The following is a 25,949-nucleotide window of genomic DNA, read 5'->3' as shown; positions in this document are numbered from 1 at the left end:
GGGCTGGATTACTTGTGGTAAGGGTGGCCGGACAGCACGGTCCAGGCACGGTACAGCTGTTCGCCGATGAGGATGCGCACCAGCGGGTGCGGCAAGGTCAACGGCGACAGCGACCAGCGCTGGTCGGCCCGGGCGCAGACTTCCGGCGCCAACCCTTCCGGGCCGCCGACCATGAAGTTGACGGTGCGCGAGTCCAGCCGCCAGCGGTCCAGTTCGACCGCCAGCTGCTCGGTGCTCCACGGCTTGCCGTGGACTTCGAGGGTGACGATCCGCTCGTTCTGCCCGACCTTGGCCAGCATGGCTTCGCCTTCCTGACGGATGAAACGGGCCACGTCGGCATTCTTGCCACGGGTATTGAGCGGAATTTCCACCAGTTCCAGCGCCAGCTCGGACGGAAGACGCTTGGCATACTCATGCCAGCCTTCTTCCACCCACTTGGGCATGCGTGAACCGACGGCGATCAGTCGCAGTCGCACAGCGCTTACCTTACTGCTGGTCTTTGTTGAGCTTGGCGAAATGCTCGTGGGTGTTTTCCGGGCTGTGGTGCTTGGCGTCGGCCGCACGGCTCTGCTCGGCACCGGCCCACAGGCGCTCTAGGTCGTAGAACTGACGGGCCGAGGCGGTCATCATGTGCACGATCACCAGGTCCAGGTCCAGCAGCACCCAGTCGCTGTCGCCCTTGCCTTCTTCGCCCAGCGGACGGGCGCCGTTCTTCTTGACCTCTTCGCGGACCTTTTCCAGCATCGCGTTGATCTGGCGGTTGGAGGTACCGGTCGCGATCACCATGTAGTCGGTGATGCTCTGTTTGTCGCGCACGTCGATGACCTGGATGTCCTGGGCCTTGACGTCTTCCAGGGCCGCCACGGCGACCTTGACCAGCTCGTCGCCCTTGAGCGGCTCGGCGCTCACGGTCGGCTCCGGCAGCGGGGCACTCTTGAACGTGCCTTTGCGCTTGATTTTGTTTACGTCGTTGTTGGTCATATAAAACTCGTTTTGCTCATGTGTTCGGCGGTTCGGGATACGCCGGTGCGTATCAGTGAAGCACGCCTTGTTCAGTTCGACGCACGGTACAGACCGTGCGCATCGATGTAGGCCAGGACCGCGTCGGGCACCAGGAAACGTACCGACTTACCGCTGGCCAGCAGTTGACGGATCTGGGTGGCGGACACCGCGAGCGGTGTCTGCCAGACGAATGCAATCTGTCCGCTCGGCCCCTTGAGGGCCTGCGGGTCGCTCACCGAGCGCGCCGCCAGCAGGTTGCGCAAGGCATCCGGCGGTTCGCTGTCGGCGTCCGGGCGCTGAAGCACCAGGATGTGGCAATGCCGGAGCAGTTCGCTCCAGCGGTGCCAAGTGGGCAGGCCGCAAAAAGCGTCCCAGCCCAAAAGCAGGAAAACCTGGGTGTCCGCGGCCATTTCGGCGCGCATCGACTCCAGGGTGTCGATGGTCCAGGACGGTTTGTCCCGCTGCAGTTCGCGGGCGTCCACCACCAGCGGCGGCACGCCGGCCACCGCGCATTCGACCATCGCCAACCGGTCCTGCGCCGACACCTGCGGCGCATCGCGGTGCGGCGGCCGGGCGCTGGGCGTCAGGCGCAGCTCGTCGAGGCCCAGGGCATCGGCGACTTCCAGCGCACCGCGCAGGTGGCCGACGTGCACCGGGTCGAACGTGCCGCCCAGTACGCCGATGCGCCGGGGTCGGGATTCGCTGGCGGGCAGCGGCGCTGTCAGGTCGAGGTCGGACAAGTCAGACCGTCGCCTGGCCGCGCAACTGGCCATCACCGACCACGATGTACTTCTCGCAGGTCAGGCCTTCGAGACCCACCGGGCCGCGGGCGTGCAGCTTATCAGTAGAAATGCCGATCTCGGCACCCAATCCGTATTCGAAACCGTCGGCGAAGCAGGTCGGGGTATTGATCATCACCGATGCCGAATCGACTTCCGCCACGAACCGCCGGGTGTCGGCCAGGTGTTCGCTGACGATCGAGTCGGTGTGGTGGGAGCCGTAGCGGTTGATGTGTTCGATGGCCTGGTCCAGGCCGTCGACGACGCGGACCGACAGGATCGGCGCCAGGTATTCGGTGCTCCAGTCGTCTTCGGTGGCCGCCACCGCGTCGATGATCGCGCGGGTGCGCTCGCAGCCGCGCAGCTCGACGCCCTTCTCGCGGAAGCGGGCGGCCATCGACGGCAGGAAGTCCTGCGCGACGCTCTGGTCGACCAGCAGGGTCTCCATGGCGCCGCAGATGCCGTAGCGGTAGGTCTTGGCGTTGAAGGCGATGCGCTCGGCCTTGGCCAGGTCGGCGTGCTCGCCGACGTAGACGTGGCAGATGCCGTCCAGGTGCTTGATCACCGGCACCCGGGCATCGCGGCTGATGCGCTCGATCAGGCCACGGCCGCCACGGGGCACGATCACGTCGACGTGCTCGGGCATCGCGATCAGCGCGCCGACGGCGGCGCGGTCGGTGGTCTCGACCACTTGCACCACGGCGGGCGGCAAGCCGGCTTCGGCCAGGCCGCGCTGGATGCAGGCGGCGATGGCGCGGTTGGAATGGATCGCCTCGGAGCCGCCGCGCAGGATGGTCGCGTTGCCGGACTTCAGGCACAGGCTCGCGGCATCGATGGTCACGTTCGGCCGGGATTCGTAGATGATCCCGATCACGCCCAGCGGCACGCGCATCTTGCCGACCTGGATGCCCGACGGACGGAAGCTCATGTCCCGGATCGCGCCCACAGGATCGGGCAATGCCGCCACCTGGCGCAGGCCGGTGATCATGCCGTCGATGCGCGCCGGGGTCAGTTCCAGACGCTCCAGCAGCGCCGGCTCCAGGCCGTTGGCGCGACCGGCGGTCAGATCCTGTTCGTTGGCTGCCGCAAGCTCGGCGCGGGCGGCGTCCAGGGCATTGGCGGCAGCCAGCAGGGCGCGGTTCTTCTGCGCGGTGCCGGCACGGCCGATGACCCGGGACGCTTCGCGGGCGGCGCGACCCAATCGGGTCATGTAGTCAAGAACGGACTCAGTCATGGTCTGCTGGGGTCTTGGCAAAGAGGAAAGCGGCAGATTATAGCTGTCGCGTCCCGGGACTAACAGCGGTGACGGGCGGATGGTCGAAATCGCTTTGGATTTGCCGACGTTCAGCTGTGATTAAGATCCAAATTGTTATCATCGCGCCCTCCCGAGCCTGGATGAACGCCGCCCGCCATGTCCAACCTGACCGTTCCCCTCCCCGCCGCGCCCCGGCCCGCCGGCCTCGCGGACGCTTTCTTCGACCGCGATGCACAGACGCTGGCGCAGGATCTGTTGGGCAAAGTCATCCGCCACCGGGTCGGCGACCTGTGGCTCAGCGCGCGGATCATCGAGACCGAGGCCTATTACTGCGAAGAAAAAGGCAGCCACGCCTCCCTCGGCTACACAGAAAAGCGTAAGGCTTTGTTTCTGGACGGCGGGCACATCTATATGTACTACGCCCGCGGCGGCGATTCGCTGAACTTCAGCGCCCAGGGGCCCGGCAATGCGGTGCTGATCAAATCCGCCTATCCGTGGGTCGATGAGGTCAGCGGGCCGGCCAGCCTGGCGCAGATGCTGCTGAACAACCCCGACGCCCAGGGCCGGCCGCGCCCGTCGCAAAAGCTCTGCGCCGGGCAGACGCTGCTGTGCAAGGCGCTGGGGCTGAAGGTGCCGGTGTGGGACGCCAAGCGATTCGACCACGACGTGCTGCTGGTGGAAGACACCGGCCCGGCCCCGAGCCATATCATCCAGACCACCCGGCTGGGCATTCCCCACGGGCGCGACGAGCATTTGATGTACCGCTTCGTCGACGCCGCCTACGCGCAGTGGTGCACCCGGAACCCCCTGCGCCGGGGGCAGGTCGAAGGGCGCGATTACGTTTTGCTGCCTTGAATATGCCGGGATCCCGGACAGGCAATGCCCTGTAGGAGCGAGCCTGCTCGCGATGGCGCAGGCTCAGCGGACGCATTCGCTTGCTGACGCACCGCGATCGCGGGCAGGCTCGGTCCTACAGGTTTTTTATGGAATGGATGGAGTGATGTGCAATGGGCCAATGGCTCGATAGCGTGACCGGATGGCTGGCGGCCAACCCGCAATGGCTGGCGGCGGCGGTGTTGATCATCGCCTTCGTGGAATGCCTGGCGATCGCCGGCATCATCGTGCCGGGCACCGTGCTGCTGTTCGCCGTGGCCGTGCTGGCCGGCAGCGGCGCGCTGCCCCTGAGCGAAACCTTGCTGCTGGGCTTTCTCGGCGGGATCCTGGGCGACGCCGTTTCCTATTACCTGGGCCGCCACTTCCACCAGAACATCCGGCGCCTGCCCGGGCTGCGCCACCATCCGGAGTGGATGGCCGGGGCCGAGACCTACTTCCAGCGCTACGGCATCGCCAGTCTGCTGGTGGGCCGGTTCATCGGCCCGCTGCGGCCCATGCTGCCGATGGTCGCCGGCATGTGCGACATGCCCTTCCCGCGCTTCGCCGCCGTGAGCCTGCTGGCCGCCGCCGGCTGGAGCGTCGCCTATCTGTTGCCGGGCTGGGCCACCGGCGCGGCGATCCGCCTGCCGCTGCCCGAAGGCTTCTGGCTGCAGGCCGGCATCGTCGCCGGCAGCATCGCGGCGATGGTCGGCCTGAGCGCCAACAGCAGCCTGCGCCGCCATCGCCGGGCGACGGTGTGGATCGGCGGCATGAGCCTGCTGATCCTGATCGGCCTGTTCATCGGCTACCCCTACCTCACCGCCCTGGACCAGGGCGTGATGACGCTGATCCAGGAACACCGGCAGCCGGCCCTGGACGAAATCGCCGTCACCTTCACGCTGATCGGCGAGTTCCGCAACATGCTGCTGTTCAGCGCCTTGTTCACCGGCCTGTTGCTGCTGATGCGCCAATGGCGCCATGCGATATTCGTCGGCGGCACCCTGCTCGTCACCGCGCTGGCCAACACCGCCACCAAGCACTTCTTCGCCCGGCTGCGCCCTGAGGTGCTGACCGATCCGCTGACCAGCTACAGCATGCCCAGCGGCCATGCCTCGGGTTCGTTCGCGCTGTTCCTGACCCTCGCGGTGCTCGCCGGGCGCGGCCAGCCGCCGCGGATGCGCCTGACCTGGCTGCTGCTCGGCTGCCTGCCGGCCATGGCCATCGCCCTGTCGCGGGTGTACCTGGGGGCGCACTGGCCGACGGACGTGCTGGCCGGCGCGATGCTGGCGGCGTGCGCGTGCGCGGCGGGGCTGTGGCTGATCCAGCGGCAGACGCCGCTGGGGCCGATGCCGCAGAAAGTCTGGTGGCTGGTGCTGCCGGCGCTGGTGGCGCTGTTCGGCCTGTTTGTCATGCGCCACCTGCCCCACGTCATGCTGCGCTACGCCTACTGACCCTCAAGCGCTGCCCCTCAAGCGAACAGCTCTCCCTGCAGCTCGTCGAGCAGCGCCTGGATCGCGTCCAGCCGCTGCTGCGGGTCGTCGAGCTGGAGCAGGTCCAGCTTGTCCGCCTCGGCGAACGGCAGCAGGTAGGCCAGCTGATTGGCCAGCGACTGCTGCCCCGCCGCGTGGGTGCCCATGTCCAGCGCCTCGACCATCGGATGCTCGGCCAACGCCTTGAGCAAGGCCACCAGATCCGCGTCCTCGTCCTGCAAAGGCTGCTCGGGTTCGTCGTCCAGCCATTCGACGTCGGCGACGAGCAACTGGTCGCGCTGCACCTCGCTGCGCAGCACCCGGAAGCGCCGGCCGCCCTGCACGCGGATGCCCAGCAGGCCGTTGTCCTGCTGCTGGAAGTCGGTGATGCGCGCCTCGCAGCCGACCCGGGCGAAGCCTTCTGGCGCGGCGCCGACCTCGTCGCCGTCGAGGATGCACACCACGCCGAAGCCTGCGCCCTGTTTCATGCAGCGGCCGATCATGTCCAGGTAGCGCGCCTCAAAGATCTGCAAGTCGAGGTTGCAGCCGGGAAACAGCACCGTGTTCAGCGGGAAAAGCGGCAGACTCATAGCCATATCCTTACACCACCATCGACACCGCCAACGGCAGGAACACCGCCGTGGCCACGCCCATCAGACTCATCGCCAGCGCCGCGAAGGCGCCGCACTCATCGCTTTCCTGCAAGGCCACCGACGTGCCCACCGCGTGCGCCGTCATGCCCAGCGCCATGCCGCGCGCCTCGGGGCTGCGCACGCCGAGGCGGTCGAGCAGCGCCGGGCCGAAGATCGCGCCGATCACCCCGGTGATCAGCACGAACACCGCCGCCAGCGCCGCCACGCCGCCGATCTGCTCGGCCACCAGCATGGCGATCGGCGAGGTCACCGACTTGGGCGCCATGGTCATGAGGATCATGCGGTCGGCGCCGAACCACCAGCCCAGCGCCACGCCCATGCCGGTGGCGACCACGCCGCCTATCACCAGCGTAGTAAAGATCGGCCAGAACAATTGGCGGATGCGCCGCAGGTTCAGGTACAGCGGCACCGCCAGCGCGACGGTCGCAGGCCCCAGCAGGACGCTGAGGATCTCGGTGCTCTTGCGGTACTCGGCGTAGCTCAGGCCGCAGCCGACCAGCACGCCGATCACCAGCAGCATCGACACCAGCACCGGTTGCAGGAAGATCCAGCGGGTCCTCTCGAACGCCGCCAGCACCAGTTGATAAGCGCCCAGGGTGACGCCGATGCCGAACAGCGGATGGTGGATCACCGACGCCCAGGCGCCTTGCCAGTCGAACAGCATCAGGACTCCTCCGTGCCGGCGGCGTGACGCTTGACCAGGCGCTGCATCAGCACCCCGGCGAACGCCATGGACAGGATCAGCGACACCACCAGCGCACCGACGATGGCCCAGAAATCCGCGGCGATGGCGCAGGCGTACACCATCACCCCCACCGCCGGCGGCACCAGCAGCAACGGCAGGTAACGCAGCAGGCTGCCGGCGGCCAGGCTCAGCGGCTCGCCGACCTCGCCGCGCACGATCAGGAACCCCAGCAACAGCAGCAGGCCGATGATCGGCCCCGGCAACACCGGCAACAGCAAATGGTTGAGCGCCGTGCCGAGCAATTGGAACAGCACCAGCCAGGTCAGGCCACGTAGCAACATCCGACATCTCCGTCCGACCGCCCGCCAAGCACGGGCGGGGCATTATAAGCATGCGGCGCCTATGCACAGGCATTCGCCAAAAGCATGCCAGGTTGACCGGAGCAAATCGCCATGATGATCTACAGTGGTTCGCAGGGCGGTCATGTCCCCCCACCTGAAAAACGATAAAACCGATGAACCCAAGGAGAGTCTCAATGCCCTATGTTCCCGTTGCAGAGCTCAAAGATTATGTCGGCAAGGAACTCGGACGTTCCGAATGGCTCACCATCGATCAGGAGCGCATCAACCTGTTCGCCGAAGCCACAGGGGATTTCCAGTTCATCCACGTCGACCCGGTCAAAGCCGCGCAAACGCCATTTGGCAGCACCATCGCACACGGATTCCTCACGCTTTCGCTGATGCCCAAACTGATGGAAGACATCCTGATCCTGCCCAAGGGCGTGAAGATGGTGGTCAACTACGGGCTGGACAGCGTGCGCTTCATCCAACCGGTCAAGGTCGATTCCAAGGTCCGCCTCAAGGTCGACCTGGTTGACGTGACCGAGAAGAAACCCGGCCAGTGGCTGCTCAAGGCCAACGCGACGCTGGAGATCGAAGGCTCGGAAAAACCGGCCTACATCGCCGAACCGCTGTCGCTCTGCTTCGTCTGAGCACCGGGATGCGAAGCGGCTCACGCCGTTTCGCATCCGCCCCGCCTCCCGGCTGTATATGGCCACCCGGCTGCGGCATACTCGGTCGCCTAATTGCCCGGAACCCGCCATGCGCCCATTTGTGTCCCTTGCCCCGATTGCCCCCCTTGCCCTGGCCCTGATGCTCGCCGCCTGCGGCGATGGCGAATCGCTGCTGCCGGCCGATGCGCACCTGCCGGACGGCGGGCGCTACCGCGGCGAGCTGGTCAACGGCCTGCTGCAGGGCCAGGGCCGGGTCGACTACCCCAACGGCAGCTGGTACGCCGGCGCGTTCGACAAGGGCCAGTGGCACGGTCAGGGCGAGTGGCACGGCAGCAACGGCGAGGTCTACCGCGGCCAGTTCCGGCAAGGCCTGTTCGACGGCCAGGGCACGCTGACCACCCACGGCAGCAGCTACACCGGCGGCTTCAAGCTGGGCCGGCGCGACGGCGAAGGCACCCTGAAGGAAAACGCCATGACCTACCGCGGCGAGTTCAAGGCCGACCAGTACGCAGGCCTCGGCCGCCTGGAACTCGACGACGGCAGCTCCTACCAGGGCCAGTTCGCCAACGGCAAGCCCAACGGCGAAGGCCAGCGCGGCGACGCCAGCGGCAACCAGTTCACCGGCCGGTTCGTCAACGGCCAGCTGGAAGGCAACGGCACCTTCAACAGCGCCGACGGCGACATCTATGTCGGCGGCTTCAAGAACAACCAACTGCACGGCAAGGGCCGCTACGAGAACGCCGACGGCGACGTGTGGCTCGGCCAGTTCAAGGAAGGCGCGCTGACCGGCAAGGGCGAACTGATCGGCGCCGACGGCAGCCATTACACCGGTGACTTCAACGACTGGCGCTTCAGCGGCCAGGGCCGCCTGAACCTGTCCGACGGCAGCTTCTACATCGGCCAGTTCGACGGCGACAGCTACGCCGGGCGCGGCACCCTGGTGCTCACCGACGGCACCGTCCTGAGCGGCACCTGGGTCAACGGCCAGCGGGTGCGCGACGCCGACGGCAAGCTGTTGCCCGACACCCTCGAGCTGGGCCTGCTGGCCCAGGGGCGGCTGCTCGACGATGCCCTGGGCAGCGTGCCCGCCTCGACCCCGGCCGTGGAGCTGTACACCCTGACCCTGGGCGGCGACGGCAAGCAGAGCGTGTTCCTGCGCGAATCCGACTACGTCGCCAACATGCTCGCCAGCCGCTTCGGCGCCTACGGCCAGATCCGCCTGGTCAACCACCGCGACCACCTCGGCGACCGGCCGATGGCCACCCGCGAGAACCTGCGCCGCGCCGCCCAGACCCTGGCCGAACGCAGCGGCCCGGAAGACCTGGTGTTCATCTACCTCACCAGCCACGGCACCGCCGAGCACGAACTGGTGCTCGACCAGCCGCGCATGGAGCTGGCCGACCTGCCCGCCGACGAACTGGCCGCCGTGCTGGCGCCGCTGAAGAACCGCGACAAGGTCATCGTGATTTCCGCCTGCTATTCCGGCGGCTTCATTCCGGCGCTCAAGGACGAACGCACGCTGATCATGACCGCCTCGCGCGGCGACCGCGTGTCCTTCGGCTGTTCGGAGGAAGCCAACTTCACCTACTTCGGCGACGCGCTGTTCGCCCAGGCGCTGAACCAGACCGACGACCTGGAGCAGGCCTTCAAGCTGGCCAAGGCCACCGTCGCCGAACGGGAGCTGGCGGACAATTTCGAGGCGTCGGAGCCACAGATCTGGGCGCCGAAAACCGTGTTGGCGCACTGGCAACTGCTGCGCAAGCAGCAGGCCAGAAAAGCGTTGCAGAGTGCTGCATTGAACGACGGGGCGACAAAGAGCAACTAAGCTGAACAGTATCAAGGGAGAGACACTATGTACTTGACGCCTCAGCATGTCTTGCTTGCCGGAGCCACCGGGTTGACCGGTGAACATCTGCTCGACCGCCTGCTCAACGAGCCGACGATCACCCGAGTGCTCGCCCCTTCACGCCGGCCGCTGGCCGAGCATCCTCACCTGGAAAACCCCGTCGGCGATCCGCAGGCGTTCCTGCCGCAACTCTCCGGGCGGGTCGACATCGCCTACTGCTGCCTGGGCACCACCATCAAGCAGGCCGGCTCCGAAGAGGCGTTCCGCGCGGTGGACCTGGACATGGTCGTGGCCTTCGCCAAACGCGCCCGGGAAATGGGCGCACGGCACCTGATCGTGATCAGCGCGCTGGGGGCCGACCGCAGGTCCTCGATTTTCTACAACCGGGTCAAAGGCGAAATGGAGTACGCCTTGCGCGCCCAGGACTGGCCGCAGTTGACCATCTGCCGGCCTTCGCTGCTGCTGGGCGACCGCAGCGAACCGCGCCTGGGCGAGCAGCTCGCCGGGCCCTTGTCGAAACTGATCCCCGGCAAGTACCGCGGCATCGAAGCCTGCCAACTGGCACGGGCGATGTGGCGCCTGGCGCTGGAGGAACAGGACGGGGTGCGGGTGGTGGAGTCGGATGAGTTGAGAAAGCTCGGCAAGTGATTTGCGGCGTCTGCGAGGACGCCAACGCGGGCAGGCTCGCACCCGCACTGGAATGTGCAGACCCCGAACCTGCGGGAGCGCGCAGCGCGCCCCTACAGTCCCCCGGTCGCCTGAAACCCGACGCCGATCACCGTCAGCAACGACAACGGCAGCAACAGCGTGTCGAGCAACGCGCTGGCCGGCAGGTCCACCTGCGGATACCCCGGCGCCTCGGCCCCGAACCGGTCCTTGGCGCAGCACCCGCCATTGATCGCATACAGATCCAGCCGCGTGCCGGCATACACCACCGGCGCGCCCGGCTTGGCCGCGTCCAGCGTGCGCGCGGTGGCGCAGCCGGTCAGTTGCAGCGCCAGCAGAACCGCCAGCAGCTTATTCATCGCTGCTCAGGTGATGTTCGCCCCAGCGCGGCAGCATGTCCTGGGGAATGCCCAGCAGGTTGAGGATGCGCGCCACCACGAAGTCGATCAGGTCGTCGATGGTCTGCGGCTGGTGATAGAAGCCCGGCGAGGCCGGCAGGATGGTCACGCCCATGTTCGACAGCTTGAGCATGTGTTCCAGGTGAATGCTCGAGTACGGCGCCTCGCGCGGCACCAGGATCAGTTGGCGGCGCTCCTTGAGGGTCACGTCCGCCGCCCGCTCGATCAGGTTGTTGCAGGCCCCGGTGGCGATGGCCGACAGGGTGCCGGTGGAGCACGGCACCACCACCATCGCCGCCGGCGCGCCGGAGCCCGAGGCCACCGGCGACATCCAGTCTTCCTTGCCGTACACACGGATCTGCCCGTCGGCGGCGCCCGTGTACTCGGTGAGGAACGCCTGCATCATCTGCGGCTTGGCCGGCAGCGACACGTCGGTCTCGGTGGCCATCACCAACTGCGCGGCCTTGGAGATCAAGAAGTGCACCTCGCGGTCCTCGCGCACCAGGCAGTCCAGCAGGCGCAGGCCGTACTGGGCGCCGGACGCGCCGGTCATCGCCAGGGTGATGCGTTCCGGGCCGTTGTTCATTTCAGCGCCTCGGCCAGTTTGCCGTGCAGGCCGCCGAAGCCGCCGTTGCTCATGATCACCACGTGGGTGCCGGGCTGGGCCTGGCTCTTCACGCGCTCGATGATGCCTTCCAGCGAGTCGCTGACGACCGACGGCACCGAACATTGCGCCGCCGTGGCTGCCAGGTCCCAGCCCAGGTTGGCCGGGGCGTACCAGATCACCTGGTCGGCATCGACCACGCTGTCCGGCAGGCCGTCGCGGTGCGCGCCCAGCTTCATGGAGTTGGAGCGCGGCTCGATGATCGCGATCAGCGGCGCGTCGCCGATGCGCTTGCGCAGGCCGTCGAGGGTGGTGGCGATGGCGGTCGGGTGGTGGGCGAAGTCATCATAGATGATGATGCCGCGCACCTCGGCGACCTTCTCCATCCGGCGCTTGACGCTCTTGAACGCACTCAGGCCGGCGATGCCCATCGACGGCACCACGCCGACATGGCGGGCGGCGGCCAGGGTGGCCAAGGCGTTGGCGACGTTGTGTTGGCCGGTCAGTTCCCACTCGACCACGCCCTGGGACTGGCCGTCGAACATCACCTCGAACGCCGAACCGTCCTCCTTGAGCAGCTTGACCTGCCACTGGCCGCCGGCGCCGGTGGTCTGCACCGGCGTCCAGCAACCCATTTCGATCACCCGCTGCAGCGCAGGCTCGGTGGTCGGGTGGATCACCAGACCTTCGTTCGGGATGGTGCGCACCAGGTGGTGGAACTGCCGCTCGATGGCCGCCAGGTCCGGGAAGATGTCGGCGTGGTCGAACTCGAGGTTGTTGAGGATCGCCGTGCGCGGGCGGTAATGGACGAACTTGGAGCGCTTGTCGAAGAACGCGCTGTCGTACTCGTCGGCCTCGATCACGAAGAACGGCGTGCCGCCCAGCCGTGCGGACACCGAGAAGTTCTGCGGCACGCCGCCGATCAGGAAGCCCGGGCTCATGCCCGCGTGCTCCAGCACCCAGGCGAGCATGCTGCTGGTGGTGGTCTTGCCGTGGGTGCCGGCGACGGCCAGCACCCAGCGGCCCTGAAGGACGTGGTCGGCCAGCCACTGCGGGCCGGAGACATACGGCAGGCCCTTGTTCAGCACATATTCCACAGCCGGATTGCCACGGGACATGGCGTTGCCGATCACCACCAGGTCCGGCGCCGGATCGAGCTGCGCCGGGTCGTAGCCCTGGGTCAGCTCAATGCCCTGGGCCTCGAGCTGCGTGCTCATCGGCGGATAGACGTTGGCGTCGGAGCCGGTGACGTGATGGCCCAGCTCTTTGGCCAGAACCGCCATCGAGCCCATGAAAGTCCCGCAGATACCCAGAATATGAATGTGCATAGTCGACCTCGTAAAACATGGCCGCAGGGTAGCGCAGGGTGGGGCAAATGGCACCTTGTGTTTGTGGCGGGGAGCGGGCTTGCGCAACAGAGCCGGAACCATCCGTGCAGCCGGCGCCTGCTGCGCAGCCGAGCGGGAGCAAGCTCCCTCGCCACAGGTCAGGCGGAACGGGCGATGCCGTGCTTGCGCATTTTCCTGTACAGGGTGTTGCGGCTGATGCCCAACTGCTGCGCCGCATGCGTCATGTGCCAGCGCGTCTGCTCCAGCGCGTTGAGCAAGGCCGAGCGTTCCGCGTCATCCAGCGGATGCCCGGACAGCGCCTCCACCGCAGGAACCGCCGCCGGCCGCGCCTGGCGGATCATCGCCGGCAGGTCGTCCAGCCTGATCCGCCCGTCCTCGCACAGCGCCGCCAGGGTGCGCAGCACATTGCGCAGTTGCCGCACGTTCCCCGGCCAGTTGAACGCCAGCAGCGCCTGGCGCGCCGCCTCTTCGATCACGACGGTCTCCCCGCCCGCCTCTTCGGCCAGCAGGAAGTCCAGCAACTGCGGTTTGTCGCTGCGCTCGCGCAACGCCGGCAACGTCACCTCCAGACCGTTGAGCCGGTAATACAGATCCTCGCGAAAGCCGCCGTCCTCGACCCGCTCAAGCAGGTTGCGGTGGGTGGCGCTGATGATCCGCACATCGACCGCCTCGGCCTCGCCGCCGATCGGCACCACCTGGCGGTCCTCCAGCACCCGCAGCAGGCGGGTCTGCAAGGCCAGCGGCATGTCGCCGATCTCGTCCAGGAACAGCGTGCCGCCGTCGGCCTGCTGCAGCTTGCCGCGCATGCCTTCCTTGCGGGCGCCGGTGAAACTGCCGCCGCGGTAACCGAACAGTTCGCTCTCGATCAGGCTTTCGGGGATCGCCGCGCAGTTGAGGGCGACGAAGGCCTTGGCGCTGCGCTGGCTGGCCAAGTGCACGGCCTTGGCCACGGCTTCCTTGCCGGAACCGGTCTCGCCGTTGATCAGCAGCGGCACGTCGCGCTCGAAGACGCGCAAGGCCTTGCGAAAGTCCGCCTGCAGTCCGGCATCGCCCAGGCAAATGCCCGGCAGGCTCGGCGCCGGCGGCTTGACCGGAGCCGGCACGGCCGGCACCGGCCGCCGTGATTCGCCCCGCAGCACCGCGAACAGAGGGCGCCCGTCGCGGGTGCGCAGCGGCCAACTGGCGCTCGCGTTGGCGCTGGCCCGGCCGAGCAGTTCATCCAGCGAACAGTCGAAGAACGCCTCGACCGGCTGGCCGAGCAGACCGCCACGGATGTGCCCGAGCAGGTTGAGCGCGCTCTGGTTGACCGCGCTGATCCGCCCTTCCCCGTCGAACGCCAGCAAACCTTCGCTGAACAGGCCGACGGATTCGGCCTGCAAGTGAAAGCGCAGCAGCCATTGGTTGTCGAAGCAGCGCAGGAAATAGCAGCTCTCGATCATCTTCGCCGACAGGTTGACCAGCGCCATGGTGTGGAACTGGCTCTGGCGCGAGACGTCCGGCCGGGCCGACGACACGTCGAGCACCGCCAGCAGTTCGCCGTGGGGGTCGAACACCGGGCTGGCCGAACAGGTCAGGCCGGTGTGCTGGCCGCGAAAGTGTTCGCCCTGATGAATGGTCAGCGCCTGGCGCTCCACCAGGCAGGTGCCGATGCCGTTGGTGCCTTCGCAGGCTTCGCTCCAGTCGGCGCCGAGCCACAGCCCGGCGCGTTCGAAGCTCTTGCGTTCGGCCGGGTCGGTGACGCAGTTGAGGATCACCCCCCGGGCGTCGGTCAGCAGCACCGCATGGCCGGCGCCGGACAGTTGCTGGTGCAGGCTGCTCATTTCGTTGCCGGCGATCTGCAGCACCTGCTGCAGGCGCTCGCGGCTTTCGAGGACGCGTCCGTGCTCGAGCACGGTCGGCGCCATGGCCAGGGCCGGATCGAGGTGGTAGTCCTCAAGGCAACGCAGCCACGAACGGGCGATCGACGGATCGGCGCCCGGCCCGTGCAGGCGCGGCTTGCCCTGGGTGACGGTGAGCACCTGGCGGGCATGGCGGCTCAGATGGTTGTCGTGCATTTCTTATTGTTCTCCCCGCGGCTTGCGGCGAGGGCGCGTACGCCCTCATCGCAGAGTGACCTGCATGGCGATTCGAGGCCCAGCATCCTCCAGCCACCGGCGCTTTGCAATGCTGGCGGAACCGTCCGGTCACAGGTTGTGCCGTGGGCGGTACAAACTGTCACGCCACCTGTACCGCAATCGCCACAAGCGCCGGCCGCCTGTCCGGCAAAACCGGTGCAAGGTCTTGATTTGCCTGACTTGCACGGCGCTGGCCCGACCTTTGCTCTACGCTTAAAGCAAGCGCACATGCGCCTCCCGACAAATACAAAAGCAAGGAGAAACGATCATGCGTTACGCTCACCCGGGTACTGAAGGCGCCAAGGTCTCGTTCAAGAGCAAGTACGGAAACTACATCGGCGGCGAGTTCGTCGCGCCTGTCAAAGGCCTGTATTTCACCAACACCTCGCCGGTCAACGGCCAACCGATCGCCGAATTCCCGCGTTCCACCGCCGAAGACATCGACAAGGCCCTGGACGCCGCCCACGCCGCCGCCGATGCCTGGGGCGCCACCTCGGTGCAGGCCCGTTCGCTGATCCTTCTGAAGATCGCCGACCGCATCGAACAGAACCTCGAACTGCTGGCGATCACCGAGACCTGGGACAACGGCAAGGCCATCCGCGAGACCCTCAACGCCGACATCCCGCTGGCCGCCGACCATTTCCGCTACTTCGCCGGGTGCCTGCGCGCCCAGGAAGGCAGCGCCGCCGAGATCGACGGCAACACCGTGGCCTACCACATCCATGAGCCGCTGGGCGTGGTCGGCCAGATCATCCCGTGGAACTTCCCGCTGCTGATGGCCGCCTGGAAACTCGCCCCGGCCCTGGCCGCCGGCAACTGCGTGGTGCTCAAGCCCGCCGAGCAGACGCCGCTGGGCATCTGCGTGCTGATGGAGCTGATCGGCGACCTGCTGCCGCCGGGCGTGCTCAACGTGGTGCAAGGGTTCGGCAAAGAGGCCGGCGAAGCCCTGGCCACCAGCAAGCGCATCGCCAAGATCGCGTTCACCGGCTCGACCCCGGTCGGCTCGCACATCATGAAGTGCGCCGCCGAGAACATCATTCCGTCCACCGTGGAGCTGGGCGGCAAGTCGCCGAACATCTTCTTCGAAGACATCATGCAGGCCGAGCAAAGCTTCATCGAGAAGGCCGCCGAAGGCCTGGTGCTGGCGTTCTTCAACCAGGGCGAGGTCTGCACCTGCCCGTCCCGCGCCCTGGTGCAGGAATCGATCTACCCGGCGTTCATGCAAGAGGTGATGAAGAAGATCAAGCAGATCAAGCGCGGCGACCCGCTGGACACCGACACCATGGTCGGCGCCCAGGCGTCCGAGCAACAGTTCGACAAGATCCTCTCCTACCTTGAGATCGCCGAGAAGGAAGGCGCCGAGCTGCTCACCGGCGGCAAGGTGGAAAAACTCGACGGCAGCCTGTCGACCGGCTACTACATCCAGCCGACCCTGCTCAAGGGCACCAACAAGATGCGCGTGTTCCAGGAGGAAATCTTCGGCCCGGTGGTGAGCATCACCACCTTCAAGGACGAAGCCGAAGCCCTGGCGATCGCCAACGACACCGAGTTCGGCCTCGGCGCCGGCGTCTGGACCCGCGACATCAACCGCGCCTACCGCATGGGCCGCGGCATCAAGGCCGGCCGCGTATGGACCAACTGCTACCACCTGTACCCGGCGCACGCCGCGTTCGGCGGGTACAAGAAGTCCGGCGTCGGCCGCGAGACCCACAAGATGATGCTCGACCACTACCAGCAGACCAAGAACCTGCTGGTCAGCTACGACATCAACCCGCTGGGCTTCTTCTAAAAACGGGGGCGGCGCCGCAACTCCGGTGCCGCCTTCCCGACCGCCTCGCGGGCACGCCCGCGAGGCATCCTGAATGACCCTTCACCCAAGGCCTGGCCGCTCTGGCACGGCCCTTGCGTACCCGTCATCCAGGATTTTCCCAGCAAGCGCCACACCCGAAAGTCCAACAGACCGAACAATAAAAAAAGTGAAGAGAGGACTTATGACTTCCACCACACAGCTCAAACCCACCCTCGGCACCCTGCACCTGTGGGGCATCGCCGTCGGCCTGGTGATTTCCGGCGAGTACTTCGGCTGGAGCTACGGCTGGGGCACCGCCGGCACCCTGGGCTTTCTGGTCACGGCCCTGATGGTCGCGACCATGTACACCTGTTTCATCTTCAGTTTCACCGAGCTGACCACCGCCATCCCCCACGCGGGCGGACCGTTCGCCTACAGCCGCCGGGCCTTCGGCGAGAAAGGCGGGCTGATCGCCGGGATCGCCACCCTGATCGAATTCGTGTTCGCCCCGCCGGCCATCGCCATGGCCATCGGCGCCTACCTCAACGTGCAATATCCGGGGCTCGACCCGAAAGTCGCGGCGGTCGGCGCGTACTTCGTGTTCATGACCCTGAACATCCTCGGCGTCAGCATCGCCGCCACCTTCGAACTGGTGGTCACCGTGCTGGCGGTGGCCGAATTGCTGGTGTTCATGGGCGTGGTCGCGCCGGGCTTCAGCTTCAGCAACTTCGTGCTCAACGGCTGGTCCGGCGCCAACGAGTTCAGCCTGGCCTCGGTGCCGGGGATCTTCGCCGCCATCCCGTTCGCGATCTGGTTCTTCCTCGCCATCGAAGGCGCGGCCATGGCGGCCGAGGAAGCCAAGGACCCGAAACGCACGATTCCGCGGGCCTACGTCAGCGGGATCCTGACCCTGGTGTTCCTCGCCATCGGCGTGATGGTGATGGCCGGCGGCGTCGGCGACTGGCGCCAGTTGTCGAACATCAACGACCCGCTGCCCCAGGCGATGAAGGCGGTGGTGGGCAACAACTCGACCTGGATGCACATGCTGGTGTGGATCGGCCTGTTCGGCCTGGTGGCGAGCTTCCACGGGATCATCCTCGGCTATTCGCGCCAGTTCTTCGCCCTCGCCCGCGCGGGCTACCTGCCCAAGGGGCTGGCCAAACTGTCGCGCTTCCAGACCCCGCACCGGGCGATCATCGCCGGCGGCGTCATCGGCATCGCCGCGATCTACAGCGACGGCCTGGTCAACCTGCAAGGCATGAGCCTGACGGCCGCGATGATCACCATGTCGGTGTTCGGCGCCATCGTGATGTACATCATCAGCATGCTCAGCCTGTTCAAGCTGCGCCGCACCGAACCGAACCTGGAGCGCACCTTCCGCGCGCCGGGCTATCCGGTGGTGCCGGCCATCGCGCTGTTCCTGGCGGTGGTCTGCCTGCTGGCGATGGCATGGTTCAACGCCCTGATCGGCTGCGTGTTCCTCGGGTTCATGGCCGCCGGTTACCTGTACTTCCAGTTGACCGCCAAGCAACGTTCCGAGGCGCCGGCGGACGCTATGCTCGAAGGTGTGTGAGACGCACCGGCACCGGGCCGCGCGCCCGGTGCCTGCCTTATAGAAGTGCATGCAGTCCCTCCCGCAGGGAACAGAGTCATCCACAGATTCAGGAGGAACGCGCCCCATGGCCGCATTCGCCCATACCGTCGGCGCCCAGACCTACCGCTTCGACAGCCTCAAGGACGTGATGGCCAAGGCCAGCCCCGCCCGCTCCGGCGACTTCCTGGCCGGGGTCGCCGCGCTCAACGACGGCGAACGGGTGGCCGCGCAGATGGCGCTGGCCGACATCCCGCTCACGCACTTCCTCCAGGAAGCGCTGATCCCTTACGAATCCGACGAAGTCACCCGGCTGATCATCGACAGCCACGACAGACAGGCCTTCGCCGCCGTCAGCCACCTCACCGTCGGAGGCTTTCGCGACTGGCTGCTCAGCGAGGCGGCCGACGAAGCCAGCCTGCGCGCCCTCGCCCCCGGCCTGACCCCGGAGATGGCCGCCGCCGTGTCGAAAATCATGCGCGTGCAGGATCTGGTGCTGGTGGCGCAGAAGATCCGCGTGGTCACGAAGTTCCGCGGCACCCTGGGCCTGCGCGGACGCTTGTCCACGCGCCTGCAGCCCAACCACCCGACGGACGAGCCCGCCGGCATCGCCGCGAGCATCCTCGACGGCCTGCTGTACGGCAACGGCGACGCCATGATCGGCATCAACCCCGCCACCGACAGCATCGCCTCGATCTGCGCGATGCTGGAAATGCTCGACGCCATCATCCAGCGCTACGACATCCCCACCCAGGCCTGCGTGCTGACCCACGTCACCACCTCCATCGAGGCGATCAACCGGGGCGTGCCGCTGGACCTGGTGTTCCAGTCCATCGCCGGCACCGAAGCGGCCAACGCCAGTTTCGGCATCAACCTCAACGTGCTGCAGGAAGGCTACGAAGCCGGCCTGAGCCTGAACCGCGGCACCCTGGGGCAGAACCTGATGTATTTCGAGACCGGCCAGGGCAGCGCGCTGTCGGCCAACGCCCACCACGGCGTCGACCAGCAGACCTGCGAGACCCGGGCCTACGCCGTGGCGCGGCACTTCAAGCCGTTCCTGGTGAACACCGTCGTCGGCTTCATCGGCCCGGAATACCTCTACAACGGCAAGCAGATCATCCGCGCCGGCCTCGAAGACCACTTCTGCGGCAAGCTTCTGGGCGTGCCGATGGGCTGCGACATCTGCTACACCAACCACGCCGAAGCCGACCAGGACGACATGGACACCCTGCTGACCCTGCTGGGCGTGGCCGGGATCAACTTCATCATGGGCATCCCCGGCTCCGACGACATCATGCTCAATTACCAGACCACCTCCTTCCACGACGCCCTCTACGCCCGCCAGACCCTGGGCCTGAAGCCGGCGCCGGAATTCGAGCAGTGGCTGGCGAACATGGGCATCTTCACCCAGGCGGACGGCACCGTCCGCTTCGGCAACCAACTGCCGCCGGCCTTCCGCCAGGCGCTGGCGCAACTGGGATGAGCCTCATGGAAAAACCGCCCGTCGATCCGCAAAACCCCTGGCTGGCCCTGCGCAACCTGACCCCTGCGCGCATCGCCCTGGGCCGCACCGGCACCAGCCTGCCGACCCGCGCGCAGCTGGACTTCCAGTTCGCCCACGCCCAGGCCCGGGACGCGGTGCACCTGCCCTTCGACCACGCCGGGCTCGCCGGGCAACTGAACGGACGCGGGCGCGACAGCCTGCTGCTGCACAGCGCCGCGAGCGACCGCCACAGCTACCTGCAACGCCCGGACCTCGGGCGCAGGCTCAGCGAACCGTCGGCGCAGGCCCTGCGCGAATACGCCGGCGCCCATCCCGGCGGCGTCGACCTGGCCATCGTCGTCGCCGACGGCCTCTCGGCACTGGCCGTCCATCGCCACACCGTGCCGTTCCTCACGCGCCTGGAGGAGCAGATGAGCGCCGACGGATGGTCATGCGCACCGGTGATCCTGGTGGAACAGGGCCGCGTGGCCATCGGCGACGAGATCGGCCAGTTGCTGGGCGCCAAAATGGTGGTGATGCTGATCGGAGAGCGCCCGGGCCTCAGTTCGCCGGACAGCCTGGGTTTATATTTCACCTACAATCCTAAGGTCGGCCTCACCGATGCCTACCGCAACTGCATCTCCAACGTGCGTCTGGAGGGCTTGAGCTACGGCATGGCGGCCCACCGTTTGCTGTACCTGATGCGCGAAGCCTGCCGACGGCAGCTGTCGGGCGTGAACCTGAAGGACGAGGCGCAGGTGCAAACCTTGGAGTCGGAAGACGGAACGGACATGAAAAGCAATTTCCTGCTGGATCCGCCCCCGGCCTGAACCGTTTCCGCATTGCCTTTGCGCGTCGGTTTGAGGCAGGATCGACGCACGGCCGCCCGGGTTTCCCATTGCCGTCAGCGCACGTGAAGACAGCCAATTGAAGGACGAGACCTACCATGCGGATTATCCAAGCGACCCTCGAACACCTGGATCTGCTGACCCCGTTGTTCGTCAAATACCGCGAGTTCTACGGCTCGCTGCCTTATCCGGACTCGTCCCGGGCCTTCCTGGAAAAGCGCCTGCGGCGCAAGGAGTCGGTGATCTACCTGGCCCTGGCCGATGACGACGACCGCAAACTGATGGGCTTCTGCCAGCTCTACCCGAGCTTCTCTTCGCTGTCGCTCAAGCGCGTGTGGATCCTCAACGACATCTACGTCGCCGAAGACGCCCGCCGGCAACTGGTGGCCGACAACCTGATCCGCACGGCCAAGAAAATGGCCAAGGACACCCAGGCCGTGCGCATGCGCGTGTCCACCAGCAGCAACAACGAAGTGGCGCAGAAAACCTACGAGTCCATCGGCTTCAAGGAAGACACCGAGTTCAAGAACTACGTGCTGCCGATCAGCGACGAGCTCTGAACAATCCGCCGGTGAAGGCAGGGGGCCCGCACAGCGCCCCCTGCCTGACAATTCCTCACACCCCGACATTCCCCGCTACAAAACCAACACGCTTTTCACGTCTCAAACCGTATAATCCCGACCTTTCCGGCTTGTAAGAAAAACTACACCCGCGTGTAGCCTTTCACGAAGTCATCCGCACAGGCCTGCCGAGTCGGGCCGTCACCACAGGTGCCCACATGGATTTCAACCCGATCGACCTGATCCTGCATCTCGACGTCTACCTCGACATGCTGGTGACCAACTACGGCACCTGGATCTACGCCATCCTGTTCATGGTGATCTTCTGCGAGACCGGCCTGGTGGTGATGCCTTTCTTGCCGGGCGACTCCCTGCTGTTCATCGCCGGCGCCGTGGCCGCGGGCGGCGGCATGGATCCGGTGCTGCTGGGCGGCCTGCTGATGCTGGCGGCGATCCTCGGCGACAGCACCAACTACGTGATCGGACGAACGGCGGGCGAAAAACTGTTCAGCAACCCGAACTCGAAAATCTTCCGCCGCGACTACCTGCAGCAGACCCACGACTTCTACGACAAGCACGGCGGCAAGACCGTGACCCTGGCGCGCTTCCTGCCGATCATCCGCACGTTTGCGCCGTTCGTCGCCGGCGTGGCGAAGATGCCTTACCCGCGCTTCTTCGCGTTCAGCGTGTTCGGCACCGTCCTGTGGGTCGGCGGCCTGGTGACCCTGGGCTACTTCTTCGGCAACGTGCCGTTCATCAAGAAGAACCTGTCGTTGCTGGTGGTCGGCATCATCCTGCTGTCGCTGGTGCCGATGATCATCGGCGTGGTGCGCAGCCGCCTCGGCGGCGCCGGCTCCAAAGCCGCTTCGCGCTGATCCCGTGTGGTCGCTCAGCGCCTGGCGACGCCGGCGCATCCTGGCCAGGCACCCGATTGCCGATGACCTTTGGCAACGGGTGCGCCATCAGCTGAGTTTCCTCGACGGCATCGGCACCGACGAAGACCGCTGGCTGCGCGAGGCCAGCGTGCTGTTCCTCGAGGACAAGCACCTCACCGCCCTGCCCGGCGTCGAACTGCACCAGGAACAGCGCCTGCTGCTCGCCGTCCAGGCCCAGTTGCCGCTGCTGCACCTGGGCGACCTGAACTGGTACCGGGGCTTCCACGAAATCATCCTCTACCCCGACGACTTCCTCAGCCCCCAGCGCCACCGCGACGCCGCCGGCGTGGAGCACGAGTGGGACGCCGAGCACAGCGGCGAAGCCTGGCAGCACGGGCCGGTGATCATGGCCTGGCCCGGCGTGATGGCCAGCGGCGGCTGGGAAGGCTACAACCTGGTCATCCACGAACTGGCGCACAAGCTCGACATGCTCAACGGCGACGCCAACGGCCTGCCGCCGCTGCACGCCGACATGCGGGTCAAGGACTGGGCGACGGTCATGCAGGCGGCCTACGACGACCTCAACCGCCAGCTCGACCGCAACCCCGACGCCGAAACCGCCATCGATCCCTACGCCGCCGAGAACCCGGCCGAGTTCTTTGCCGTCACCAGCGAGTACTTTTTCAGCGCCCCGGACCTGCTGCACGAGAGTTATCCACAGGTGTATGCGCAGCTGCGGCTTTTCTACCGCCAGGATCCGTTGGGCAGGCTGCGGCAACTTCAGGCGCACGACCCGGTCTATCAGGCTCACGACTGAGGCGGCACGTGGCACCGGCAACAGAATGTGCCTATAATCGCCGCCACTTTTTGGTCAATCCGGCCAAGTGTTTTTGGTCAACTAACGGGGGCACCGCCCAATGAGCTACAGCAAGATCCCGGCTGGCAAAGACCTGCCGAACGACATCTACGTCGCGATCGAGATCCCGGCCAACCACGCGCCGATCAAATACGAAATCGACAAAGACAGCGACTGCCTGTTCGTTGACCGTTTCATGGCCACCCCGATGTTCTACCCGGCCAACTACGGTTACATCCCGAACACCCTGGCCGACGACGGCGATCCCCTGGACGTGCTGGTCGTGACCCCTTACCCGGTCGCCCCGGGTTCGGTGATCCGCGCCCGTCCGGTCGGCATCCTGAACATGACCGACGACGGCGGCGGCGACGCCAAGGTCGTTGCCGTTCCTCACGACAAGCTGTCCCAGCTGTACGTTGACGTGAAGGAATACACCGACCTGCCGCCGCTGCTGATCCAGCAGATCGAGCACTTCTTCGCGAACTACAAGGATCTCGAGAAGGGCAAGTGGGTCAAGATCGAAGGCTGGGACGGCGCCGACGCCGCCCGCGCCGCGATCACCAAGTCGGTGGCCGCCTACAAGGGCTAAGCGCACCGCTTGAAGAAAACCCCGGTCGATCCGGGGTTTTTTGTGCCTGTCGATCCGGCTTTTCAACAGCGCGTTTAACACAAGGCGCCACGGTTGCCGGCTGTTTAAACTTTCCAAAATGCAACTTACATCCGGTCTTAAATTGCCGCCCATTTTGAACGGCCGGTTTATTCAAACCGCTCTGGCACGGCCGTAGACTCTGTGTTCATGAGAAAGAACACTAGCGGTCCACGATTCAAGGCACTCCTGGAAGCTGCGAACATCACCACCACGGGATTCGCCAGGTTCTGGGGCACGGAAGCCCAAAACATCCATAACTGGTACACCCGCGGCGTACCGGCCTACCGCATGGAAGAAGTCGCGCGCCTGCTGTCGGTCAACAGCGACTGGCTCAAGACCGGCGAAGGCCCGAAGGACGCCACCCGCGTGCGCTCGCCCGACGCCGGCGACGCCTTCGACGCCCAGGCCGTGCGCGGCGTCTATGCCGTGGTCGACCACCAGGACATCGCCCTGCCCGTCTACAAGGAAGTCCCCACCGCCGCCGGCTCCGGCAAGACCCACGTCATCCGCGACCCGGACCAGACCCTCCGCCTGCCCCGCAGCCACCTCGACGCCCTGGAGATCAAGCACGCCGACGCCATCTGCGCCCACATGGTCGGCAACAGCATGGCCGAGAAGATCGAAGACGGCTCCGCCCTCGCCATCGACCGCAGCCTCACCCAGGTGGTGGACGGCGAAATCTACGCCATCGAGCACGACGGCATGCTGCGCATCAAGTACCTGCACCGCATGCCCGGCAACGCCCTGCGCCTGCGCAGCCACAACAGCGCCCAGTACCCGGACGAAATCTTCCGCGCCGCCCAGATCGAAGAGCAGCGGATCCACGTGCTGGGCTGGGTGTTCTGGTGGTCGACCCTGAACAAACGCCGGCCGGTGGTGCCGTTCCTCTGAGCGCCGGGCAACGAGCCGGTTAGCGATACGGCCCTGAAAAACCGTACAAAAGCCGGATTTCCCCGAATGGATCGCTCTATTCCGCACTCCGGGCTGGGAATCCCCCGCAAAACTCAGTATCCTGCGCCCCACCTCAGCGCATCGGCCCGCACAGCGGCCCGGATGACGCCCGACGCGGCAGACCACTGTCTGACCAAGTCCCACAGCCGGACGCAAGATCCGGGTGTACGTTTTGAAGGCTGGCGCGGCTTACCAAAAATAAGCCAAGCCAGTCCCCGAGAAGCCGGCCACAAGCCGGCTTTTTATTTGTCCGAAGAAATCCCCACCAGTCCAAACCACTTTGTCAGACCCTAGGATCTACGGGCCTCTCAGCCTATCATGCGTCTTATGGGGTCCAACTCTGTTTTGCGCCATCCGACATAAATGTGGGGGGACGACTGGGGGGACAGATATGCATCCCTCGGAGGACAGAATGGGAAAGCTAAATCCGAAGCAGGTCGAGAATCTGGTAGAGCCCGGTACGTATGAGGACGGCGAAGGCCTGCGACTGGTCGTGAAAATCACTGGGCGAAAATCTTGGGTTCTCAGATTCCAGCTTGCTGGCCGACGTAGAGAAATGGGGTTAGGGGCTTACCCCACGGTCAGCCTGAAAGAAGCGCGCTTGGACGCCGCTGCCAAACGACGCCAACTGGTGGACGGCATCGATCCCCTTCACGCCCGTGACGTGGAGCGGGCTGCTTTGCTCGAGCATCAGAAGGCCAGCGAAGCGAAGAGGATCAAGTTCGAAACGCTTGCCGAGAGCTACTGTGAAGCACATGGGAGTAGCTGGTCTGACAAGTGGCGAAAGGGCTGGCTCAGAAAGTTAGAACTCTATGCATTCGAGCACATAGGCTCCCTTTCAGCTGATCAAGTCGGAACTGAGGAAGTTCTGGCCGTCCTGAAACCGATCTGGTCGGTTAAGCCCCGGACAGCGGACGAGGTACGGGGCCAAATAGAGCAGGTATTGGATGCTGCAAAGGCCCGTGGGCTTCGCCAGGGTGAAAACCCGGCACGCTGGCGCGGTCACCTAGACAGCTTGCTGAGCCGAATCGAGAAAAGAAAAGCACGGAAACGAGAGCACTTCACGGCAATGCGCTGGCAAGACATACCTCCATTGATGTCAACGCTTCAGGGCATTGAAACGTCAACTTCAATCGCAGCACAGCTCCTCATCCTCACAGGCGCCCGATCGCACATGGTGCGATTCGCAAGCTGGGATGAGTTTGACCTACAGGCTGGGCTCTGGTCACTACCGGGCGAACGGATGAAGATGCGCAAGCCTTTTGTGATTCCAATACCCGAACAAGTGATCACGCTTGTCAAAGCAGTGCCTAAAATTGAAAGCAGTCGCTTCCTTTTTCCTGGCCATGGAAAATCTGGAGTGATGCATGCTAATGCTATTCGAAATCTGCTGCACAGCATCGGAGAAAAAGAAATAACGCGCCATGGTTTCCGATCAACATTTCGAGACTGGGCAAATGAATGCACGAATCATCCTAGAGAAGTATGCGAAATAGCATTAGCTCACGATGAGCGAGACCAAACCGAAGGTGCATATTCTCGATCAGACTTCCTTGACAAACGCAGAGCCTTGATGAGTGAGTGGGCTACATTTTCTCTGAGCAGTATCACGAAGTAACTTGCGTCGACAACCCGGATAAAC

The 25,949-nt window shown here is 65.5% G+C and carries 26 protein-coding genes; 15 read left to right on the top strand and 11 right to left on the bottom strand.

Annotated features, from left to right (window positions below; all coding sequences use genetic code 11):
• Positions 1 to 8: 8 nt before the first annotated feature.
• From rlmH to KVG96_RS00705, 4 genes are all read right to left on the bottom strand, one after another.
• Positions 9 to 476 carry a 23S rRNA (pseudouridine(1915)-N(3))-methyltransferase RlmH gene (gene rlmH / locus KVG96_RS00720; protein WP_009051038.1) on the bottom strand — a complete coding sequence of 156 codons (468 nt, stop codon included), beginning with the start codon at positions 474 to 476 and terminating at the stop codon, positions 9 to 11.
• A 10-nt stretch (positions 477 to 486) separates the two neighbouring features.
• Complete coding sequence (rsfS, locus tag KVG96_RS00715) at positions 487 to 981, bottom strand: ribosome silencing factor (RefSeq protein WP_085585975.1); 495 nt, start codon at positions 979 to 981, stop codon at positions 487 to 489.
• 71 nt (positions 982 to 1,052) lie between these two features.
• Complete coding sequence (nadD, locus tag KVG96_RS00710) at positions 1,053 to 1,775, bottom strand: nicotinate-nucleotide adenylyltransferase (RefSeq protein WP_437180475.1); 723 nt, start codon at positions 1,773 to 1,775, stop codon at positions 1,053 to 1,055.
• Positions 1,744 to 3,015, bottom strand: coding sequence for a glutamate-5-semialdehyde dehydrogenase (locus tag KVG96_RS00705; RefSeq protein ID WP_217890450.1), 1,272 nt, complete (start codon positions 3,013 to 3,015; stop codon positions 1,744 to 1,746). The genes nadD and KVG96_RS00705 overlap by 32 nt, the downstream gene beginning before the upstream one ends.
• A gap of 177 nt (positions 3,016 to 3,192) precedes the next feature.
• Between KVG96_RS00705 and KVG96_RS00700 the strand changes: the two genes are divergently transcribed.
• Together KVG96_RS00700 and KVG96_RS00695 are read left to right on the top strand one after the other, a co-directional pair.
• Complete coding sequence (locus KVG96_RS00700; RefSeq protein WP_217890449.1) at positions 3,193 to 3,891, top strand: DNA-3-methyladenine glycosylase; 699 nt, start codon at positions 3,193 to 3,195, stop codon at positions 3,889 to 3,891.
• A gap of 152 nt (positions 3,892 to 4,043) precedes the next feature.
• Positions 4,044 to 5,360, top strand: coding sequence for a bifunctional DedA family/phosphatase PAP2 family protein (locus KVG96_RS00695; protein ID WP_217890448.1), 1,317 nt, complete (start codon positions 4,044 to 4,046; stop codon positions 5,358 to 5,360).
• Positions 5,361 to 5,377: 17 nt separating this feature from the next.
• Here the strand turns inward: KVG96_RS00695 and KVG96_RS00690 are convergent, their stop codons facing one another.
• The 3 genes from KVG96_RS00690 to KVG96_RS00680 are packed head-to-tail and all read right to left on the bottom strand — an operon-like array spanning position 5,378 to position 7,057.
• Positions 5,378 to 5,968, bottom strand: coding sequence for an LON peptidase substrate-binding domain-containing protein (locus tag KVG96_RS00690; protein ID WP_085638939.1), 591 nt, complete (start codon positions 5,966 to 5,968; stop codon positions 5,378 to 5,380).
• Between the two features lie 10 nt (positions 5,969 to 5,978).
• Positions 5,979 to 6,695 (bottom strand): LrgB family protein, encoded by a 717-nt coding sequence (locus KVG96_RS00685; RefSeq protein ID WP_217890447.1) that lies wholly within the window; start codon positions 6,693 to 6,695, stop codon positions 5,979 to 5,981.
• Positions 6,695 to 7,057 carry a CidA/LrgA family protein gene (locus KVG96_RS00680; protein ID WP_217890446.1) on the bottom strand — a complete coding sequence of 121 codons (363 nt, stop codon included), beginning with the start codon at positions 7,055 to 7,057 and terminating at the stop codon, positions 6,695 to 6,697. The genes KVG96_RS00685 and KVG96_RS00680 overlap by 1 nt, the downstream gene beginning before the upstream one ends.
• Positions 7,058 to 7,251: 194 nt before the next feature.
• Between KVG96_RS00680 and KVG96_RS00675 the strand changes: the two genes are divergently transcribed.
• From KVG96_RS00675 to KVG96_RS00665, 3 genes are all read left to right on the top strand, one after another.
• Complete coding sequence (locus KVG96_RS00675) at positions 7,252 to 7,707, top strand: MaoC family dehydratase (protein ID WP_085707086.1); 456 nt, start codon at positions 7,252 to 7,254, stop codon at positions 7,705 to 7,707.
• A 109-nt stretch (positions 7,708 to 7,816) separates the two neighbouring features.
• The gene (locus KVG96_RS00670) at positions 7,817 to 9,553 is read left to right on the top strand and encodes a C13 family peptidase (protein ID WP_217890445.1); all 1,737 of its coding nucleotides are present in this window, start codon (positions 7,817 to 7,819) and stop codon (positions 9,551 to 9,553) included.
• Positions 9,554 to 9,580: 27 nt separating this feature from the next.
• Positions 9,581 to 10,222: an oxidoreductase gene (locus tag KVG96_RS00665; RefSeq protein ID WP_217890444.1), complete on the top strand. Its 642-nt coding sequence runs from the start codon at positions 9,581 to 9,583 to the stop codon at positions 10,220 to 10,222.
• 92 nt (positions 10,223 to 10,314) lie between these two features.
• On the opposite strand, the gene KVG96_RS00660 is transcribed toward KVG96_RS00665, so the two are convergent.
• The 4 genes from KVG96_RS00660 to KVG96_RS00645 all read right to left on the bottom strand — a co-directional run bounded on the left by KVG96_RS00660 (position 10,315) and on the right by KVG96_RS00645 (position 14,645).
• Positions 10,315 to 10,599: a YceK/YidQ family lipoprotein gene (locus KVG96_RS00660; protein ID WP_085585953.1), complete on the bottom strand. Its 285-nt coding sequence runs from the start codon at positions 10,597 to 10,599 to the stop codon at positions 10,315 to 10,317.
• On the bottom strand, positions 10,592 to 11,224 hold the full coding sequence (ubiX, locus tag KVG96_RS00655; protein ID WP_085585951.1) for a flavin prenyltransferase UbiX: 633 nt from the start codon (positions 11,222 to 11,224) through the stop codon (positions 10,592 to 10,594). Before ubiX ends, KVG96_RS00660 begins: the two co-directional genes overlap by 8 nt.
• On the bottom strand, positions 11,221 to 12,570 hold the full coding sequence (gene mpl / locus KVG96_RS00650) for a UDP-N-acetylmuramate:L-alanyl-gamma-D-glutamyl-meso-diaminopimelate ligase (RefSeq protein ID WP_217890443.1): 1,350 nt from the start codon (positions 12,568 to 12,570) through the stop codon (positions 11,221 to 11,223). The genes ubiX and mpl overlap by 4 nt, the downstream gene beginning before the upstream one ends.
• A gap of 158 nt (positions 12,571 to 12,728) precedes the next feature.
• The gene (locus tag KVG96_RS00645; protein ID WP_217890442.1) at positions 12,729 to 14,645 is read right to left on the bottom strand and encodes a sigma-54-dependent Fis family transcriptional regulator; all 1,917 of its coding nucleotides are present in this window, start codon (positions 14,643 to 14,645) and stop codon (positions 12,729 to 12,731) included.
• 328 nt (positions 14,646 to 14,973) lie between these two features.
• On the opposite strand from KVG96_RS00645, the gene exaC reads away from it, so the two are divergent.
• The 10 genes from exaC to KVG96_RS00595 all read left to right on the top strand — a co-directional run bounded on the left by exaC (position 14,974) and on the right by KVG96_RS00595 (position 25,925).
• Positions 14,974 to 16,494 (top strand): acetaldehyde dehydrogenase ExaC, encoded by a 1,521-nt coding sequence (gene exaC, locus KVG96_RS00640; protein WP_217890441.1) that lies wholly within the window; start codon positions 14,974 to 14,976, stop codon positions 16,492 to 16,494.
• A 202-nt stretch (positions 16,495 to 16,696) separates the two neighbouring features.
• On the top strand, positions 16,697 to 18,067 hold the full coding sequence (gene eat / locus KVG96_RS00635) for an ethanolamine permease (protein WP_217890440.1): 1,371 nt from the start codon (positions 16,697 to 16,699) through the stop codon (positions 18,065 to 18,067).
• Between the two features lie 106 nt (positions 18,068 to 18,173).
• Positions 18,174 to 19,568: an ethanolamine ammonia-lyase subunit EutB gene (locus KVG96_RS00630; RefSeq protein ID WP_217890439.1), complete on the top strand. Its 1,395-nt coding sequence runs from the start codon at positions 18,174 to 18,176 to the stop codon at positions 19,566 to 19,568.
• 5 nt (positions 19,569 to 19,573) lie between these two features.
• Entirely contained in the window at positions 19,574 to 20,398 is an 825-nt protein-coding gene (eutC, locus tag KVG96_RS00625; protein ID WP_217890438.1) for an ethanolamine ammonia-lyase subunit EutC, read from the top strand.
• Positions 20,399 to 20,514: 116 nt separating this feature from the next.
• Positions 20,515 to 20,976, top strand: a complete 462-nt coding sequence (locus KVG96_RS00620; RefSeq protein ID WP_085585939.1) for a GNAT family N-acetyltransferase — start codon at positions 20,515 to 20,517, stop codon at positions 20,974 to 20,976.
• Positions 20,977 to 21,194: 218 nt separating this feature from the next.
• Complete coding sequence (locus tag KVG96_RS00615) at positions 21,195 to 21,851, top strand: DedA family protein (protein ID WP_085585937.1); 657 nt, start codon at positions 21,195 to 21,197, stop codon at positions 21,849 to 21,851.
• 4 nt (positions 21,852 to 21,855) lie between these two features.
• Positions 21,856 to 22,668 carry a M90 family metallopeptidase gene (locus KVG96_RS00610; RefSeq protein ID WP_217890437.1) on the top strand — a complete coding sequence of 271 codons (813 nt, stop codon included), beginning with the start codon at positions 21,856 to 21,858 and terminating at the stop codon, positions 22,666 to 22,668.
• Positions 22,669 to 22,768: 100 nt separating this feature from the next.
• Positions 22,769 to 23,296 (top strand): inorganic diphosphatase, encoded by a 528-nt coding sequence (ppa, locus tag KVG96_RS00605; RefSeq protein ID WP_085585933.1) that lies wholly within the window; start codon positions 22,769 to 22,771, stop codon positions 23,294 to 23,296.
• Between the two features lie 207 nt (positions 23,297 to 23,503).
• A complete protein-coding gene (locus KVG96_RS00600) occupies positions 23,504 to 24,247 on the top strand; it encodes a S24 family peptidase (protein WP_217890436.1) in 744 nt (247 codons plus the stop codon).
• Between the two features lie 472 nt (positions 24,248 to 24,719).
• Complete coding sequence (locus KVG96_RS00595; RefSeq protein WP_217890435.1) at positions 24,720 to 25,925, top strand: tyrosine-type recombinase/integrase; 1,206 nt, start codon at positions 24,720 to 24,722, stop codon at positions 25,923 to 25,925.
• Positions 25,926 to 25,949 lie beyond the last annotated feature (24 nt).

It is taken from the genome of Pseudomonas ekonensis (assembly GCF_019145435.1).
Classification (GTDB): domain Bacteria; phylum Pseudomonadota; class Gammaproteobacteria; order Pseudomonadales; family Pseudomonadaceae; genus Aquipseudomonas; species Aquipseudomonas ekonensis.
Note: the sequence above shows the minus strand (reverse complement) of the source record. Positions and strands in the feature narration are given on the sequence as shown.

What these genes read in the sequence shown, in the direction of transcription:
- rsfS (WP_085585975.1), bottom strand. Translation starts at nt 981, where the DNA reads ATGACCAACAACGACGTAAACAAAATCAAGCGCAAAGGCACGTTCAAG.
- nadD (WP_437180475.1), bottom strand. Translation starts at nt 1,775, where the DNA reads ATGGCCAGTTGCGCGGCCAGGCGACGGTCTGACTTGTCCGACCTCGAC.
- KVG96_RS00705 (WP_217890450.1), bottom strand. Translation starts at nt 3,015, where the DNA reads ATGACTGAGTCCGTTCTTGACTACATGACCCGATTGGGTCGCGCCGCC.
- KVG96_RS00700 (WP_217890449.1), top strand. Translation starts at nt 3,193, where the DNA reads ATGTCCAACCTGACCGTTCCCCTCCCCGCCGCGCCCCGGCCCGCCGGC.
- KVG96_RS00695 (WP_217890448.1), top strand. Translation starts at nt 4,044, where the DNA reads ATGGGCCAATGGCTCGATAGCGTGACCGGATGGCTGGCGGCCAACCCG.
- KVG96_RS00690 (WP_085638939.1), bottom strand. Translation starts at nt 5,968, where the DNA reads ATGAGTCTGCCGCTTTTCCCGCTGAACACGGTGCTGTTTCCCGGCTGC.
- KVG96_RS00685 (WP_217890447.1), bottom strand. Translation starts at nt 6,695, where the DNA reads ATGCTGTTCGACTGGCAAGGCGCCTGGGCGTCGGTGATCCACCATCCG.
- KVG96_RS00680 (WP_217890446.1), bottom strand. Translation starts at nt 7,057, where the DNA reads ATGTTGCTACGTGGCCTGACCTGGCTGGTGCTGTTCCAATTGCTCGGC.
- KVG96_RS00675 (WP_085707086.1), top strand. Translation starts at nt 7,252, where the DNA reads ATGCCCTATGTTCCCGTTGCAGAGCTCAAAGATTATGTCGGCAAGGAA.
- KVG96_RS00670 (WP_217890445.1), top strand. Translation starts at nt 7,817, where the DNA reads ATGCGCCCATTTGTGTCCCTTGCCCCGATTGCCCCCCTTGCCCTGGCC.
- KVG96_RS00665 (WP_217890444.1), top strand. Translation starts at nt 9,581, where the DNA reads ATGTACTTGACGCCTCAGCATGTCTTGCTTGCCGGAGCCACCGGGTTG.
- KVG96_RS00660 (WP_085585953.1), bottom strand. Translation starts at nt 10,599, where the DNA reads ATGAATAAGCTGCTGGCGGTTCTGCTGGCGCTGCAACTGACCGGCTGC.
- ubiX (WP_085585951.1), bottom strand. Translation starts at nt 11,224, where the DNA reads ATGAACAACGGCCCGGAACGCATCACCCTGGCGATGACCGGCGCGTCC.
- mpl (WP_217890443.1), bottom strand. Translation starts at nt 12,570, where the DNA reads ATGCACATTCATATTCTGGGTATCTGCGGGACTTTCATGGGCTCGATG.
- KVG96_RS00645 (WP_217890442.1), bottom strand. Translation starts at nt 14,645, where the DNA reads ATGCACGACAACCATCTGAGCCGCCATGCCCGCCAGGTGCTCACCGTC.
- exaC (WP_217890441.1), top strand. Translation starts at nt 14,974, where the DNA reads ATGCGTTACGCTCACCCGGGTACTGAAGGCGCCAAGGTCTCGTTCAAG.
- eat (WP_217890440.1), top strand. Translation starts at nt 16,697, where the DNA reads ATGACTTCCACCACACAGCTCAAACCCACCCTCGGCACCCTGCACCTG.
- KVG96_RS00630 (WP_217890439.1), top strand. Translation starts at nt 18,174, where the DNA reads ATGGCCGCATTCGCCCATACCGTCGGCGCCCAGACCTACCGCTTCGAC.
- eutC (WP_217890438.1), top strand. Translation starts at nt 19,574, where the DNA reads ATGGAAAAACCGCCCGTCGATCCGCAAAACCCCTGGCTGGCCCTGCGC.
- KVG96_RS00620 (WP_085585939.1), top strand. Translation starts at nt 20,515, where the DNA reads ATGCGGATTATCCAAGCGACCCTCGAACACCTGGATCTGCTGACCCCG.
- KVG96_RS00615 (WP_085585937.1), top strand. Translation starts at nt 21,195, where the DNA reads ATGGATTTCAACCCGATCGACCTGATCCTGCATCTCGACGTCTACCTC.
- ppa (WP_085585933.1), top strand. Translation starts at nt 22,769, where the DNA reads ATGAGCTACAGCAAGATCCCGGCTGGCAAAGACCTGCCGAACGACATC.
- KVG96_RS00600 (WP_217890436.1), top strand. Translation starts at nt 23,504, where the DNA reads ATGAGAAAGAACACTAGCGGTCCACGATTCAAGGCACTCCTGGAAGCT.
- KVG96_RS00595 (WP_217890435.1), top strand. Translation starts at nt 24,720, where the DNA reads ATGGGAAAGCTAAATCCGAAGCAGGTCGAGAATCTGGTAGAGCCCGGT.